Source organism: Alteromonas sp. Cnat2-8, assembly GCF_022348355.1.
In the GTDB taxonomy this organism is placed as follows: Bacteria; Pseudomonadota; Gammaproteobacteria; order Enterobacterales; family Alteromonadaceae; genus Alteromonas; species Alteromonas macleodii.
In genome coordinates, this window is sequence record NZ_JAKREX010000001.1 from 236,261 (window position 1) to 252,773 (window position 16,513).

The 16,513-nt window shown below is 44.3% G+C and carries 16 protein-coding genes; 6 read left to right on the top strand and 10 right to left on the bottom strand.

Going from position 1 to position 16,513, the window contains the following annotated elements; translation table 11 throughout:
* Nucleotides 1-3: 3 nt before the first annotated feature.
* The 5 genes from flgD to MHN00_RS01075 form a co-directional block, all read right to left on the bottom strand.
* Nucleotides 4-690, bottom strand: coding sequence for a flagellar hook assembly protein FlgD (gene flgD, locus MHN00_RS01055; protein WP_012517628.1), 687 nt, complete (start codon nt 688-690; stop codon nt 4-6).
* Nucleotides 691-721: 31 nt separating this feature from the next.
* On the bottom strand, nt 722-1,144 hold the full coding sequence (gene flgC, locus MHN00_RS01060) for a flagellar basal body rod protein FlgC (protein WP_012517627.1): 423 nt from the start codon (nt 1,142-1,144) through the stop codon (nt 722-724).
* Nucleotides 1,145-1,146: 2 nt separating this feature from the next.
* Entirely contained in the window at nt 1,147-1,581 is a 435-nt protein-coding gene (gene flgB, locus MHN00_RS01065; protein WP_014948594.1) for a flagellar basal body rod protein FlgB, read from the bottom strand.
* A 201-nt stretch (nt 1,582-1,782) separates the two neighbouring features.
* Nucleotides 1,783-2,613, bottom strand: coding sequence for a protein-glutamate O-methyltransferase CheR (locus MHN00_RS01070; RefSeq protein ID WP_014975874.1), 831 nt, complete (start codon nt 2,611-2,613; stop codon nt 1,783-1,785).
* A 15-nt stretch (nt 2,614-2,628) separates the two neighbouring features.
* Nucleotides 2,629-3,558 (bottom strand): chemotaxis protein CheV, encoded by a 930-nt coding sequence (locus MHN00_RS01075; RefSeq protein ID WP_014948591.1) that lies wholly within the window; start codon nt 3,556-3,558, stop codon nt 2,629-2,631.
* A gap of 278 nt (nt 3,559-3,836) precedes the next feature.
* On the opposite strand from MHN00_RS01075, the gene flgA reads away from it, so the two are divergent.
* The 3 genes from flgA (at nt 3,837) to flgN (ending at nt 5,456) form a co-directional block, all read left to right on the top strand.
* Complete coding sequence (flgA, locus tag MHN00_RS01080) at nt 3,837-4,553, top strand: flagellar basal body P-ring formation chaperone FlgA (protein ID WP_014948590.1); 717 nt, start codon at nt 3,837-3,839, stop codon at nt 4,551-4,553.
* Between the two features lie 102 nt (nt 4,554-4,655).
* Nucleotides 4,656-4,985: a flagellar biosynthesis anti-sigma factor FlgM gene (gene flgM / locus MHN00_RS01085; RefSeq protein WP_014948589.1), complete on the top strand. Its 330-nt coding sequence runs from the start codon at nt 4,656-4,658 to the stop codon at nt 4,983-4,985.
* Between the two features lie 39 nt (nt 4,986-5,024).
* Complete coding sequence (gene flgN / locus MHN00_RS01090) at nt 5,025-5,456, top strand: flagellar export chaperone FlgN (protein WP_239299908.1); 432 nt, start codon at nt 5,025-5,027, stop codon at nt 5,454-5,456.
* Nucleotides 5,457-5,601: 145 nt separating this feature from the next.
* On the opposite strand, the gene MHN00_RS01095 is transcribed toward flgN, so the two are convergent.
* Nucleotides 5,602-6,087, bottom strand: a complete 486-nt coding sequence (locus MHN00_RS01095; protein WP_014948587.1) for an LPP20 family lipoprotein — start codon at nt 6,085-6,087, stop codon at nt 5,602-5,604.
* Between the two features lie 300 nt (nt 6,088-6,387).
* Here MHN00_RS01095 and MHN00_RS01100 point away from each other — a divergent pair, with 300 nt between their 5' ends.
* The 3 genes from MHN00_RS01100 (at nt 6,388) to MHN00_RS01110 (ending at nt 10,345) form a co-directional block, all read left to right on the top strand.
* Complete coding sequence (locus MHN00_RS01100) at nt 6,388-7,569, top strand: flagellar assembly protein T N-terminal domain-containing protein (RefSeq protein ID WP_239299909.1); 1,182 nt, start codon at nt 6,388-6,390, stop codon at nt 7,567-7,569.
* A 154-nt stretch (nt 7,570-7,723) separates the two neighbouring features.
* Nucleotides 7,724-8,404 (top strand): transglutaminase-like cysteine peptidase, encoded by a 681-nt coding sequence (locus tag MHN00_RS01105; protein WP_039224806.1) that lies wholly within the window; start codon nt 7,724-7,726, stop codon nt 8,402-8,404.
* Between the two features lie 6 nt (nt 8,405-8,410).
* Entirely contained in the window at nt 8,411-10,345 is a 1,935-nt protein-coding gene (locus tag MHN00_RS01110; protein WP_239299911.1) for a LapD/MoxY N-terminal periplasmic domain-containing protein, read from the top strand.
* Here the strand turns inward: MHN00_RS01110 and MHN00_RS01115 are convergent.
* From MHN00_RS01115 to MHN00_RS01130, 4 genes are all read right to left on the bottom strand, one after another.
* Nucleotides 10,320-10,916, bottom strand: a complete 597-nt coding sequence (locus tag MHN00_RS01115; RefSeq protein WP_239299913.1) for a response regulator transcription factor — start codon at nt 10,914-10,916, stop codon at nt 10,320-10,322. The genes MHN00_RS01110 and MHN00_RS01115 overlap by 26 nt on opposite strands.
* Nucleotides 10,917-12,284 (bottom strand): HlyD family type I secretion periplasmic adaptor subunit, encoded by a 1,368-nt coding sequence (locus MHN00_RS01120; protein WP_039224798.1) that lies wholly within the window; start codon nt 12,282-12,284, stop codon nt 10,917-10,919.
* Entirely contained in the window at nt 12,281-14,380 is a 2,100-nt protein-coding gene (locus tag MHN00_RS01125; protein WP_342340373.1) for a type I secretion system permease/ATPase, read from the bottom strand. Before MHN00_RS01125 ends, MHN00_RS01120 begins: the two co-directional genes overlap by 4 nt.
* A 76-nt stretch (nt 14,381-14,456) precedes the next feature.
* Nucleotides 14,457-16,403: a TolC family outer membrane protein gene (locus tag MHN00_RS01130; RefSeq protein WP_239299917.1), complete on the bottom strand. Its 1,947-nt coding sequence runs from the start codon at nt 16,401-16,403 to the stop codon at nt 14,457-14,459.
* Between the last annotated feature and the right edge of the window lie 110 nt (nt 16,404-16,513).

Sequence of the window (16,513 nt, forward strand, 5' to 3'; positions counted from 1 at the left end):
CTACTAACTGCCGATTTGAATGACGTCATCAAGATTGATACTGACATCACCATCCAAATTCAAAATTACGCCTTGACCACTACCAGCCAAGCTTACACTTCCAACATGGCGATTAACGGCGGTATTCAGCTGAACACCTTCTCCATTCAACTCGCCAGTGGCACTGATAACATATTCACCCGGTGCCATCTGGTTGCCATGCTTATCTTTGCCATCCCATTCAAACTCAATGTTGCCAGCGCTTTGTGTGCCTGCATCAATGGTTTTTATGACTTCACCAAACTGGTTCTCAATAGTGATCGTCATATTCTGAACTGTTTTTTCATTCACGATGACACCCGAAATGCCATCGCCTTCATTGGCCATATAACCCACGTTACCTTGAACCAGCACGTTTTGCCCGATAAGACTAGAGGCTTGTAACGCTTGATTCGATGTCATTGAAGCTGCAAACGACTCAAACTTTTCGTTAAGCTGGGAAATACCGTCGGCCATCGTAAATGATGTCATCTGCGCTACCATTTGATCGTTATCAACGGGTGCAGTGGGATCCTGATTGGCTAACTGCTCAGTTAACATTGAGAAGAAATCTTCCTGGGTTAACTGCTGCTCGGTGCCGTCAGCTATTTTGACGGTTTCCTCTTGCCAATACAGATCAGTATTTAAGCCAGTATTGTTTATGGTATTCACTGAGTAATCCTCACATTATTCAAGCGGCAAGTTACTGCCCTTGACCTAGCTGCAGTACGCGACGGAAAATACGCTTTGTGGTGTCCGCAACCTGCACGTTAGTTTCATACGCTTTGGACGCTGACATCATATTCGCCATCTCTTCCACAATGTTCACGTTGGGTTTATAGATGTAGCCGTTTTCATCTGCCATCGGGTTGTTAGGTGAATACTCCACTTGCAAAGGAGCATCACTTTCTACAATACCCTTTACTTGAACACCTGCACCTTTCGACTGGTCGCGCATTGCATCTTGCAACGCCGTAGCGAAAACTGGATGGCGAGCTCGGTATGTTTCGTCATAGCTGCTGCTAACCGAGTTAGCGTTGGCAATATTACTTGCCGTAGTATTAAGACGTACATTCTCCGCCTCCATACCCGTACTCGAAATTTGCATTACATTAAATAAACTCATGACTACTGACCTCCTGAGCTAAGCGCTTTTTTCATGCCTTTAATTTTTCCGTTCAAAAATTCTAGGCTGGCTTGGTAGCGCAATCCATTGTCTAAAAACCGATTTCTTTCCGCTTGAACTTCAACCGTATTACCGTCGCCAGTGTCTGGTTGCGTTGGGATGCGGTATTGCATGTCAAAGTTTGCCGCTACTGACGTAGAATTGCCGCTTAAGTGGCGATCATTTGTCCGCACCATTCCTGAAGAAGCGTGATTGGCTGTACCACCAGATGCTTCTCGCATAGCCGACTGCATTGCTTTATTAAAATCAATGTCCCGCGCTTTATAACCAGGCGTGTTTGCGTTCGCTAGATTTCCAGAAATCACTTCCATACGCTCTGTGCGTATAGTGAGTGCTGACTCATGAAAGCCAACCAGCTTATCTAGGTTAATAGCCATAACATGACCTCTGACATACTAAAAATTTGTTCGTGGTGACAATGTAAGCGGACAATTAAATATCGAATCTTGCCGTTTTACTGTCGTTTGTAGAAATAGTTAGCAAGGCAAATGCCATAATGAGGTTTTGACGGAGGGTGTAAGTCAAAAGTGTCGACCTGATCGTAAAAAAAGTATTATTTATCAGGCCGATAAGTTAGATCATTTTTTTTGATAGTAAAGGCCAGGGTGGCACTTAACCATACTATAGGTATCACTTGCAGCACTGATCGATTCAGAGGCGCCAAGGAAAAGCACACCCTGAGGCTGCAGCTGTCCGGCAATTTGTTGCAGGATGCGTTGTTTTACTTCGGCCGAGAAATAAATCAAAACATTACGGCAAAAAACGATATCAAAGCGGCCAAGTGCTGCATAGCTCGAAAGTAAATTTAGACTTCTAAAGCTTACCATCCGACGAACGTCGGGTTTTACCTGCATAAGCCCGCTATCATTTTGCTGGAAAAAGGCCTGTCTCCTTTGCGGGGACAATCCCCTTGCAAGGGACAGTTCGTCATAAATACCTAACTCACACTTTTGCAGCATTTCTGACGATAAATCTGTAGCAACAATTTCAACACCCGCTCTTAATGCACCTGGCCTTTGGCGCTGATATTCAAGTACAGACATCGCAATAGAATAAGGCTCTTGTCCAGACGAACAAGCGGCACTCCATATGCGAAGCTTCTGATTTTTTGCCGATAGTGTTGGTAGTAACTCTTTTACAAGTAAATCGAAGGGATAGTTGTCTCGAAACCACAACGTTTCGTTTGTGGTCATTGCGTCAATAACGTTCTGTAGTAAAGTTCTGTCGAACCCTTTCACAACCACGTCAATCAGTTCGTCAGCAGACTCATACTTATGCTTATAGAGTAATGAAGCTAAACGGCTGCGCACTAGGTATTGTTTATTATCACCTAATACTATGCCGCATTGCTTTTCCAAAAACTCTCTAAACTTGAGGTAACTTGCTGGCGAAACGTCTTTATTAGCCAATCCTATCTTGCTCCGTTATTCGCACTCAGTCATTAGCCACTTTTGTACCGCGGTAGCAAGTTCATCGGGGTGGAATTTCGCGATAAAGTCATCAGCCCCTACTTTTTGCACCATAGCTTGGTTGAAGACACCACTGAGCGACGTATGCAATACAACATGAAGCTTTTGAAGTTCAGGCGTATTCTTAATTTCGGCGGTTAGTGTATAGCCGTCCATTTCTGGCATCTCGATATCTGAGACCAGCACGCCTACACGGTTCGTTACATCGCCGTACTCTTCCGCAATTTCTTTAAGCCTGTTTAATGCTTCAAGACCGTTTTTAGCTAGCTCAATTTCTAAGCCTAGTGAAGTTAGGGCCTTTTTAACTTGGTTTCTCGCTACCGCAGAGTCATCTGCAATAAAGATAATTTTGTTTTCTTGGCCTTCGGTTGTCAGACCTTCTGCCACCTCTGAACTTACTTCGGCATTCAACGGAGAAATTTCATTTAAAATTTTCTCAACGTCTAGAATTTCAATAAGTTCATTTTCAACTTCAGTCACCGCCGTTAAATAGCTTGCTCTGCCGGTACCTTGAGGTGGCGGCATGATCGCATCCCAATTGGTGTTGATGATACGCTCTACGGCACCCACCAAAAAGCCCTGAACTGAACGGTTATATTCCGCAATGACAATAAAGGCATTAGAGAGATCTTCAATTTTACGGCCGCGTGTTGCCATACTTAAATCAATGACCGATATGGTTTGACCACGGATGTGCGCCACACCACGAACCAACGGGTTTAATTTCGGCATTGCTGTTAGCGGAGGACACTGAAGCACTTCCCGCACTTTAAAAACGTTAATTCCAAAGCGTTGGCGGCCGTTCAGTCTAAACAGCAGCAACTCTAAGCGATTCTGCCCAACAAGCTGCGTGCGCTGGTTTACTGAATCTAAAATCCCCGACATAGGTCACCTCTAAGTAATACTGGGCATGATCATTGCCTCTTATGATAAAGATAGACAATATCACTAAATTTTTGCAGGTCAAACGACAGAAAAATGACACTAAATAGCATTTTTCAGTCTTTAGTAAGGGTTTATACCTTAACTTAATCAATGATCCTGCGTTGACGCTCGTGCTTGTAAACCTTATGGATTTACTTTGGCTGTTATTTATTTGCACTAAGCAAATCGGCCGTATTAAGCATAGTCAATAACTTGTAAACTGAACACGAAAAGTCATGATGAAAAATATGAACGCCAAAACGCGCCTTACATTCACACGATTACTGTCATTGACCGTTTTCAGTGTGCTTTCTATGAACTGCTTGGCGACACAAACCAATCACAAACAGGTTGAAGAAGGCGCAAAACAATACCTAATAACTCAACTTGCTGATAATACGCAGGATACTAGCATTGATGTGTCTATTGTGAAGATAGACGATAGGATAAATATTCCTGACTGCCCAACTGGGTTCGAATACAATGCGTCGCAAGAAGCGCTGAGCCAATCGTATATATCAGTTAGAGTGAGCTGTAGAAATAATGAATGGTACCTTTTTACCAGCGGGCAAGTAACGCGTACCAAAGAAATTGTTGTCACCCAAGGCGCAATAAGTCCAGGAACCGTACTGACATCATCGAATCTCTCTCTGGCAAAAGTTGATGTAAGACGATTACGCCATACCGCATTTACTGAACTAGAAGCGCTTATTGGGGCTAGAATAAAACGCCGAGTGACTGACGGACAAGCTATACAGTCAAATATGCTATGCTTTGTGTGCAAAGGCGACAGAATTACCATAACTGCTGAGGTAGCAGGTATGGAAGTGAAAACAGCCGGAATCGCTCAGCAAGACGGTGTTGTTGGTGACAATATTAAGGTAATTAATGCCAGTAGCCAAAAGGCGGTGATAGCAAGAGTCGCAAGCCCTGAAGAAGTCGTGATACACTTATAAACGAGGCAGCGAATATCTACTTTTTTGTTCACAATTTAGCTAAAGAAATTAGCCAAAAGGCCGATATACTTTACAGAGGCGAAAAAGTAGTGAGGACTAATTATGGCAATTAACAATATAAACAATGGGTTACCGAAAACCCCCGTTGATAATGGAAAGGTTGCGCAGCAAAACCAAACGCAGCAATCTCCACAGCAGGCATCAACACAGGCTGCGCAAACCGCATCAGTTCCTCGTCAGGATTCTGTATCGTTGACGCAATCTGCTCAGCAGCTCAACCAGGTTCAGAAGAAAGGTTCGGAAGCGCCTGTGAACCAAGATAAAGTCGATCGCCTTAAGCGAGCGATTCAAAGTGGCGAGTATAAAGTTAATCCTGAAGTGCTTGCCAACAAGATTGCAAAACTAGAAGGTGAGATTTTTGGCGCTAAATAGTGAGCGACAAAACTCGTAACTAACCAGAAGAGAGCTAACGTGACTGAACAAGAAAGCCAATTGACACAAGCACTAATAAAGCAAGTGGAGCAACTGTCTTCACTTGCCGTATTGCTTGAAAAAGAATTGCAACTTATCAGTTCGCGAGACGCCGAATCTTTAATGAACTTGTTAGACGAAAAGACAGCACTGTTAACGTCTATTCAGGCTCTCGATGGAAGCATTGAGCGCACAATTAGCGATCAAGGCTCAATGTCAGAAGAAGATGAAGCATTAATGACTAATGCAAAGAAACTTCTGGACGATTGCAAATACCGCACGCAGGTCAATCAAAAAGCCGTAGAGCAAGGACAGCTACGCCTCACACACTTACGTAACTTGATGATGGAAGTTCGTGCCAAAGAATCGCTCACCTATGACAAAAAAGGAAAGCCGAAAGGCGGGACTTTAGGGTCGGGAGTGAGCGCCTAATTTTTTGCGATTTCAGTAAACCCCACTCAGCGAGCTTTAACCATTAAGCCTTAACCGGTAAAAGTAAATTATATCTCTGTGAATTTGCGCATGTTTCAAGACTTCACGATACAGCCACTTGCGCAAACTCCCCTTTCGCTAACGTTTAATAATACTTAACATCCTTTACTCGGCGCGGTTTTGCGGTCGACAGATATATATCGTAAACCTGCTGCATATCTAAAGCGAGTTCGGTGACGTATGTATCTTCACCTACTGGATAGGCTTTAACGACTTCAGCGCCTCTAATGACCCCCTCTACAGATGCTCGCAATGTTTCGCTATCTATAACCAAGTGAGACAGAGACTGATTGCCTTCAATTTTTTGACCATAGACTTGTTCAGTTAGCTCTCGGTATGCATCTAATTTTGACGCTTTCATCGCCATTATAAGCTTCATGCTGTCGCTTTCGCCATGCTGGGAGGAAATTGGCGCATAGCCCACCGCCTTGAGCACGGGATAGCTTTCTGGTTCTATTGTTTCCCACTCAACGTGTTTATCAATAATGCCGCATCCACCAGTGCTTATTGCTAAACCAAGAAAGCAAGACAGCAGCAGCGATTTTGATTTATGTATTTTTTTCAAGCACATAGTTTCATTTCCAAATTGCATTATTAATAAAATCAAATGTGTAGTTACGCTGCTCTCGTCGGTGGCAGCCTTGTAACTACGAGATACTGCCATACTCGCGGTAGCAGATTTTGACATATCTAAACTGACGCTTTTTACAAACCTTTAGCAAGATACGCGTTGCAAGATATGTGCAAGATATGCGCCCGATTGATTTAATGGCGACGAAACCACATCAACTGGCACTCTTTTCGCATACTTCGCTTCATAAACCGGGCGCTTTGCATAGCGCAGTTAGATAAAAACCTCCAGAGGTGTGCGGTGCGACATATTAGCAAAACAAAGCTGGTAACTATTTTAAATGCAGTCGTGGCGGTAATTTGCCTGTTTGCATTTTTGGTTGGGCAAGCAAATGCCGTGTGGTACGAGGCTACAGGACAGGCTGTGGTGCAAAATGGTGATAAGGAAACTGCCAGACATGCGGCTACCCAAGAGGCACTTAAGCAAGCCATGCTTTTTGCAGGCGCATCAGTTCATAGTGTCGCCAAGCTTACAAATGGTCTTCTTAAAAATGAAGAGATGACCATTCGCTCTACCGGCGAAGTTGAACAATTGGAACTAGTTGATGAAGTTTATAGCGGCGATGTGATTACGGTAAGTATTCGCGCTGACATTTTTCCAAGAGGAAAAGTGTGCGCCGCACAAAATGACCAAAAACATTTCGCTACTACACATTTCAGGGTACGTAACAGAGCGCAGCTAACACAGGGTAATATTCCCAATTTCGATGCTTCATTCACCCAGCAGTTAGCGCAGGCCATGCGAAATAAAACTGAAAACCTAGATATTATCTATATCGCGCCACATACTGCAAAATTTGACAGTCGATATACTGACCAAAATGTACGCACGCTTTCAGCGCAAAGTAATACTCAATTTGTGCTGGTGGGCATGATAGATGATTTAAGCATGACACGGGAAGAGGCTTCGGTTTTTACACCGTGGCGTGAGGGTACTTCTCGACGCTCCTTTGCTATGACCATTCAAGTCTATGACGGCATTAATGGAGGCCTGTTGTTGACTAAGTCTTATCAGAATCAAGGAGAATGGACATTCGACAGATTCGAAGATGTAGATGAATTTTCGACGAAGTTTTGGCAGTCGCTTTATGGGCAAACTGTCAACGCGACAATAGCAGAAGCGATTGAAGACATAAAAGAAGCCACTGCATGCCAGCCAATGACAGGTAGAGTGATTAATGTTGCCGGCGATAAAATTTCTGTATCTTTAGGCAGAGACAATGGCATTTCTGAAAAAGATGAACTATACCTTTATCAAGCTAAAGAGATTGTCGATAACCGTGGCCGTAAATACTTACAGTACTCGCTATATCCTGGCAAATTTGTAGTGAGTAGTGCCTACGGTAATTCGTCTCTAGTAGTAAACGAAGGTGCAGGAATTATCGCAAACATTCAAGAACACGATTTTGTAGTAAAAAAATAGTCTTTCTCGATTTCCACTTTAGCATTCGAAATCATGGTTGGTTTATCAGCACAGCCATGTTATACCTATAACTACGTATAGCAAATTATACTTAAACTTTAGGTGAAGACGGTTACTCTCGCCTATACTTTAGTATAACTAAAATAATGAAGTTATGACCCTTTCTCTATTTGCGTCGCACTGCTTAGCATTAGTGGCCCTGCTACTGGCTGGACAGCAAATGAAGGATCAGTATGTAATCGAGTTTCCAAAGCTTGAACAGGAAGTAAAAAATAAATTTGGAGCTGATAAAGCATCACACGTTGCAGCGCTAGAAGCTGCCCTACACGCTCTTGAAAGTAAGGGTGTCAAAGATCAATTGCTTGGTGTAAACGCTTTCTTTGATGAGCATATTCAGTATGCTACTGACGATATTGTGTTTAAAGAAAAAGACTACTGGGCAACCCCTTCTGAACTTTTTGGCCATTCTCGCGGAGATTGTGAGGATTATGCCATTGCAAAATACGTAGCTCTGCTACACTTAGGTATCGATAGTTCTAAACTTCGCCTAATTTATGTAAAAGCGAAGATTGGTAGAAGTCGAGTAACACAAGCACATATGGTTTTAGGATACTATGACTCCCCTTCATCGGATCCCCTTGTGCTAGACAGCTTAGTGTCTAATGTATTACCCGGCTCACAGCGCACAGACCTGATACCTGTTTTTAGTTTTAACGACTCAGGTATTTGGCAACCAGGCAAAACGGCACAGGTTTCTTCGTCTACCAGTAGACTATCTAGGTGGCGTGACGTTATTGAGCGCATGAAGCAAGAGGGGATTAGCAGAAGGTCCTAGGAGTTTATGTCAATAACAAGAGAATTATGGCTAGCCATTGTAGTCGTTGTCCTTGTTGCAATTGCAGGTAGCGTGACAATTCATGGAATTACTACGAAGCAATACGTAGAAGAACAGCTTTACTCAAAAAACTTAGATAACGCAAGTATGATGGCGTTAACGCTAAGTGGATTAGAAAAAGACCCCGTATCTTTAGACCTTTTCATCATGTCCCAATTCGATATAGGACACTACGCGACAATTGTACTTCAAAAAGCGGACGGCGAAATTGTGTCTGCCCACACCCACGAAGTGCAATTAGATGAAGACACGCCCAGATGGTTTGCAGACAATTTCTCACCGAATGTCAATCCAGGTATTGCTCAGGTTAGCGAGGGGTGGGGTCAGTACGGTACGATATATGTTGAAACCGACACCAGCTTCGCCGTCGCATCTATGTGGCGCGCTACTCAACGGCTCATTTTTGGCTTGTCCCTTGTAGGTATCTTCTCAGGAATAATAGGCGCGTGGGCACTTCGTTTTATTATTCGACCTCTGGATGGCGTTGTTAGTCAAGCCGAGTCTTTTGGTGAAATGAAATTTGTTCAACTGCCCGAACCTCGCACGCTAGAACTCAAACGTGTGGTTCGCGCGATGAACTTCTTAGCGAGAACGTCCAAGAAGATTATGGAGGAGGAAAATTCCCGCCTTGATCTCATGCGCTATAAAACCCAATTCGACGACGAATCTGGTGTTGCCAACAGAGACTATTTTATATCGATTTTAAAAGGCCAACTTGCCTTTCGCGATACAGAAGGCGTCAACTGCGTCTTTTTTGTGAGATTTACTGAGGGCGAAGGTTTCTTGCGCTCCCCGGCCAATATACGTAAAAATCGTATTCGCGACTTCGTTGAAGAAATTAATGATTGCCTTTCTATGCATCATCACCTTTTCACCGACAGTCGTATTGCTAGAATGCAAAAAAATGAATTTGCTATTCTCCTCACCGAAACACACGATGCCGTTACTATATCTGAAGCATTACACGGTGCGTGTTTAAGTGCATTTAGCCGCGATGGCGACCCTCAAGTCTTTCAGTCGGTTGTGAAATTACGACCGGATGACAGCTTTTCAAACGCACTTATGCGCGCTGATGCAATGATAGATGAAGCCGAAGCGGATGAAATGGACGAACCGTTTGTCGAGGCCCCGCTAAGAGAATTCATTTCACTTGTGGAAGAGAAGCGATGGGAGCAAGAGCTCAAACGTGCTATCGATGAGCGCGATGTAGAAACATTTAATTTCCCAGTGCTCGATATAGACAGAAATTTGGTTCATTACCAAAGCTGGGCTGGGGTGAACATAGACGGCGAGCTTAGAAAGAGCGGCTTCTATACCCACTGGGCACGTTACTTAGGTTTGTTGCCACAGTTAGAACTGACAACCATTATTCACCTTATTGATTACATTAACCGTTCTGGCACAGAATCGAAGTTTGCTTTTCTTTGCTCCGAACAGTTCATGCTAGACCCTGAAACCCTTGCACAGCTTTATTATCAAATAGGCAGCAACTCAAAAGCAGCTAAACAGCTGTGTTTCGAAGTAAGGGAATCTACAGCAACACGTTTCCCTGACGAATTTAGCGACTTTTGCACTACGCTTAAAGCTAAAGAATGCGAAATAGGCCTTAAACGCGTAGGCGAATCGTTCTCGCAACTGTTAGATGTGCAAGAGATGGGGCTAGACTATGTGAAAATTGATTCCGCATTTATGGCCGACATAGACTTCAACCCAGCTAATCACGCTTTCCTTCGAGGCTTCTGCTCACTGGCGCATACTTTCGGTATTAAAGTATACGCCGACGGCGTTAAACGCTCTGACCATCAAGCGCTCTTTATAGAACTTGGTATTGACGGCGTTGTATCACACATGGAAGTTATAGAGCATCTTTTAGATGACTAAATTCACCAAGTCGGAGTAATAGACTGATTCGGTCCTTTGCCTCAAATTTGTGTAAGAGCGTACCCACATATTCTTTAACGGTACGCTCGGTAATACCGTGCTCTCTTGCAATTTCTTTATTGCTTAACCCATCTAAAATGCCGCTCAATACGTCCTTTTCGCGGTTCGTTAAGCCACTTAAAGCAGGTAACACGCGTTTAGACTGCAGATTGACCGCCACATTAGATGTTGTCACTAAAAGCAACTCATTAGGTAACCACATTCCTCCGGCTTCTATCACCCTCGCTACCGAAAATAAAAGAGACTGGGTTCCTAATGCGTGACAATACGCCCTAGCGCCTAGCATCAGCGCTGTTTGCATCTCTAAACGGTCATATTTGTAGGTCAGTAATACCACTTGTGTTACTTTTTGCTTGGCTTCAATTAGCTGTTGCCGCCAGTTCTCATCGCTTGCCAATATCCATATACAATCAGTTTGATCACATGTTAGTTGATCAACCCGACTATAGCTGGTCCACGAATACTGGGTTAGCGCCCCTTGCAAATCTTTCTCGGCAATGAAATGTCTCATTTAACGCTCCCGCAGCGCAGAGGCTGTAACATTGAACAGAGGGGATAAGATATAGTTAAGGACTGTTTTCTTTCCCGTCAATATGTCTACCTGTACGATCATTCCAGGTAAAATATCTAACGCTTCATCAGCAATGCTTTTCTTCGTTTCAAGCCTGACTAAATAGTAGGTTTCATCTTTCTCGTTGGTAATGGCGTCTGCACTGATATGTCGGACTTCAGCGGACATACCGCCATAAATAGTGAAGTCGTAAGCACTGAATTTTAAGATGGCCTGCTGCCCTTCTCGAATAAACGCAATGTCTTTAGGCGAGACCTTTGCCTCAACAATAAGTTGATCGTCTTGAGGAACGAGTTCCACTACCGCGCTGCCTGGAGTAATGACCCCACCAATGGTATTGATGAGCAAGCGCTGCACCGTACCATTGATTGGCGATCTCAGCGCTGCTTGTGACACCACATCTTCTAAACTGGTTTGAGACTGCTGCAATGTCGCCATTTCGGCGGTGGCTTCGGTCAATTCTTGGTTCCATCGATTAACCAGTTTAAGACGCGCTTCTTCCTTCTTTATGATTTCTTCTTCGATGGCGTTTAACCCACGCTCAATCGCTACCTTGGACTTGGTGATGTTTCCTTCTAGCTCTACTATCTGACGTTCCAATCGAAGGATTTCAATCTCCGACACAGCACCTGATGCAAGTAATGGCTTGGTCACAGAGAGCTCTTTCTTTGAGAGGGACAAAACGTTTTGATACTGGGAAAGATTCGCTCGCTCTTCTTCCACGTCTTGACGGCGTTGCATAATACGAGAATCCGATCCTGCTGCAACTTCATCAAGCTCCGCCAAGTTGGAATTGTAGAGCTTGCGTTCGTTATCAACGATCGTTGGAGCCTGTTCGCGAAGCTCTCGATTAAACCGCAACACGTCACCTTGGGTAAGCGCTGATAAGCGCTGCACTTTCGCCGCCAGCGCCGCAAACTGGGTTGTGTTTTCTTCAAGGCTTGACAAAAAACGGGTAGGATCAACCTTTAATAACACTTGCCCAGCTTCAACCGTTTGCCCTTCTCGTACTAATATATCCTGTACAATTCCTCCGTCGTAGGATTGGAGAACCTGTAGTTGCTGTGACGGTATGACTTTACCATCGCCTTTGGCAACTTCATCAATCTCTGCAAAATACGACCACACCACCAAAAGAAATAAAACTAGTGATACCAAATACAAAAGCCCACGGGCTTTCACCGGCGTTTGCATTATACGTGACCACTCGGCTTCCAATACCCAGTCCTGACCTGGAGGTGGCGCTAGCCAACCTCGCATTAATCGCTGCAACCAGTCTTTTTTCTCACCACCACTGTTTAAAATCATGGCGCCCTCTTAAGTATTTGACTTGGCTGTTTAAACTGAACAAGTACATCTTCCTTCTTACCGTCAGCAATAACTTTTCCGTTCTCGACAACAATCACGCGCTCAACAAGGTCAAGCAGCGTAGTACGATGAGTATTGATGATGAGTGTTTTGCCGGATGTCGCTGCTTTTATGGTTTCCTTCATCTGCGCTTCGTTCGTTGAGTCCATGGCTGAGGTAGGCTCATCCATGATATATATCGCAGGGTTTCGCACTATCGCTCTAGCCATCGCTACTGCTTGTCGCTGACCACCAGAAAGTAAGCTACCTCGCTCACCTACATTTTGTTCTACCCCGTTGGCATTTCCATTAACAAGTTTCGCCAAACCACACTGAGTCAGTACCTCCCAAAAGTCACTTTCATCGATATGTAAATCTTCAGACATAATATTGTCTTTCAATGAACCGTAGAAAAGGCTGACGTCTTGTGGCACGTAACCTATCTGTTTGCGAAGTAGTGTCGGGTCGTATTGCTGAAGGTCAATGCCATCCACGAGTAACTGCCCAGACTCAGGGCGGTAAAAGGCCATAAGCAGTTTGTTCAAGGTAGATTTTCCGCATCCGTTTTTGCCCAAAATCGCTACGTGCTCACCTTGTTTAATTGAGAAGTTTATGTCTTTGAGTGCAAGTACGGTTTCATCCGGATATTTAAAGCAAAGCTGGCTTGCATCAATATTACCCTTAAGCACAATATTACTTTTTATCTGCTTATTACTGCCTGACTCACTCGGTAAAGACATAATATCGTCAAGGGCATTCTTCGCCGTCTCAGCGTGATGGTATTGCGCCAATAAAGCCGCAGCCTGGGAGACCGGCCCCATAGCTCGGCTAGACAATAGGTAGGCAGCAATCAATCCACCTTGGGTGATTACACCTTCAATGATCAGATATACACCAGTTAAAATGATTACAACGCCGACTGACTGCTGAACCCAAAGTGCAGCATTATTTACCGACATCGAAACCAAACGCAGCTTGGCGTTAACTTTGGCTAGAAATATCGTCTGTTTTTCCCACGCACTTTGGTTTCGGCTCTGGTAACCAAAAGCCTTAATGTCCTCTAAAGAAGTCACGCTTTCGGTAACGAGGGAGCTTTTTCGAGAGCTAATCTCCATCGACTCTTCTGAAAGAGAACGCATTACGCGCTGCGCTTTCATGGCGTATAGGAAAAGCGCGGTGGCGCCAATAAGAATAGGAATGATCAAGTAAAAATCGATCATGGCTATGATAACGACAAACAGGAGCCCGAATGGCAAATCAACCAATGCCACCAGCGTTACAGAACCAAAAAACTGCCGAATACTCTCAAAAGATTGCAAGCTGTTTATAAAGGAACCGCTTTTTGCTGGTCTACTGGCCAAATTTATAGACAGTACTTTTTCCATAATTTTTGCAGAAAGCGTGACATCTAGCCGACTTGCCGCCAGTTCTACAAAGTACTGCCGAAGCATGCGTAACAGGAAATCTGCCGCGAGAACTAAAAGCACGCCGATCGCCAGCGCCCACAAGGTTTCCAGTGCCGCATTTGGCACCACCCTATCGTATACATTCATTACAAAAAGAGGCAGGGCAATGGAAAGCAGGCTAATAAAAACAGAGGCTATTAGTACATCCCTATACAGCCCTTTTGCAGATTTGATAGATGACCACAACCAGTGCCCTACTGAGGATTTGTCAATTTGAGCATTGGTCTCATGCGCGTGCATCTCGGGTCGAGCAAATATGATGTACCCAGTATAACGGGCAGCAAGTTCATCTCTGGGAACTTCAACCACGGCGTCATCTAGTTCTGGATACGAAACTCTTGCATGGGTAGGCTCTAAGCCATGTAGTACACAGGCTTGCTTTTCATTTAAGACTAATACAGCGGGCAAAAGCGCAGTATTAATGTGGTCTAAATCGCGCTTAACCGTTCTGCTGACGAGTCCCGCCCGTTTAGCTGCACGCTCAAATCCTGTGGGCGATAATTCGCCGCTATCTAAGGGAAGCCCACTGAGCAGGCTGACTCGAGATACATCCAGATGGTGCGCATGACAGATCGTAATCAAACAATCCATCAATACGCCTCCTTGCTGTTCCAAATAGGATATGTCGTCTACGACCTTCTTTTCCTTCATATAGGCCTACACATTGCTATTCGTTAGAAGGAAGCTGGATAATAGCCGCTTCAATTCTGCGATTACGGGCGTTCGCCGCGTCTGATTCTTCATCAACCAGCGGACGACTCTCTCCGTAACCAACCGCAGTAATTCTTCTAGCTTCTATGTTCGCTTTATTCATAAGCAGCGACGCAACCGCCTTAGCTCTGCGCTCAGACAACCGCTGGTTGTAGGCTGCATCCCCATCTAGAGAGGCGTGACCATGAATAATCACCCCTGAATTTGGGTCATTGTTTAAGGCTTCAATGACATCCCAAAGCGAGTTCTCGTATTCAGGCAAAACCTCGGTAGAATTAGACGCAAATTCGATATTGACGTTGAATGAATTGATTATCTTCGCATTATCTAACGTAAAATCTGCAGCACTTGGTTCTGGCGCCATATCAGGCTCTTTGGCTTCACAACCAAAGTCGTCGACCATGGCACCTGGTGTAGAATCGACGCAGTCGTCCCACAAATCCACAATGCCGTCGCCATCTGTGTCGCGCTTAAGAATATTAAGTTCATCTTCAAAGTTTGTACGAACGACCGGACAAACGTAGTTAGGGTCGTAGCTTATTCTCTCTTCAGCTTTGTTCAGTACATCAGGCACGCCATCTTTTGTAATTCCTAACGTTTGTGCCAAGCTCCCCGAGGCCGCAAGCAGTCTTACACGCGCCTTTTCTAAGGTGTATTGTGCTTCTAAATATGCGCGACTAGATTCGTAGTACTCGTTTTCGGAATCGAGTAAGTCTAATAGGGAACGTTCACCAATGGTAAACTGATCCATGTATGCAGACTTTACTCTGTCTGAAGACAGGCGGTGGGCATTCAGTGAGGGTAGCTGCTCAGTAATATTGATAATATCGTTATAAGCAATTTGTACCGTTTGTCTCATATCGATACAGGCTTTGTCCCGCAAGTCTTTTGCTAAATCTACCTGTGATAATGCTTGTCGAATCGCTGCGCGGTCCGAACCACCGTTATACAAGTTATAAGAAAAGTTAACGCCAACACTGGCTTCAGTAATGGTGTTATTTAGCGCAGCTTGGTCTCGCGTTTGTGCGCCATAACTTGCGGTTAAATTGACTTGCGGATGATAAAGACTTTTTGCACTGTCCACGGCGTAACGCTGGGCATCAATGTTGTAAATAGCAGCATTAAATTGGGGGTTGGTGCCGTAGGCGTTAGTGAGTAAGGTTTGAATATCCGTAACACTAGCATCAACATACGCAGAGTTTAACGTTACCGGCTGCAAGTTATTCGCGGGCTTCTCGCCCACCAACCGTAAAAACCGCGCGGTAACATCGTGCAGATTAGACAGCTCGGTAAGCACATTAGACTCGGCCAGAGACAAACGTCCGCTAATTTGTTCCAAATCGGCACGACGACCTACACCTGCTTCTACACTTTCTTCAATTTGTTTAAACACGTCCACATGAGTAATTAAGTTTTCTTCAGCGAGTTTTAAGAGCTCACGAAACATCTTTACATCCATGTAGGCGAGAGCCGTATCCAGAGATTTCTGCTCTACTTCACCCATTAGTTCGAAAAAGCGTACCACTTGCGCTTGTTTAAAACGTTTAACTTCACTGCTTGTTAAGAAACCGTCGTACAGCATCTGAGTTAAGGCGATTTGCGCGGTATGTCCCATGTACTCCCGATCTAGCCCGTAGTTTCTATCGGTATAAGCACTTGATGCCAACACATCGACCTGAGGGCGAAAGCCGCCACGAGCAATATCAACGTCTGACATAGCAACTTGAAGTTGACGCCAGCTGGCTTGCACTTCTGGGTTTTCGTTTACTACCTTGCGAACGTAGTCTTCCAAACTGACTGACGAGTCACCAACACCATTACTTTGAGCAATAGCAGCATGAGCTAGCACAGCGCCAGTTGCTCCAATAACAACCTTGGAAAGCACTGAATTTATCAACTTCATATATGCATCTCACTATATAAATACTAAGCGACATTTGTGTCGTTTCTTACTTTTAAAAAGTAGACGCTATGTGTATTTCTGCAAACTTGACTCACAATTATTAGACTAAA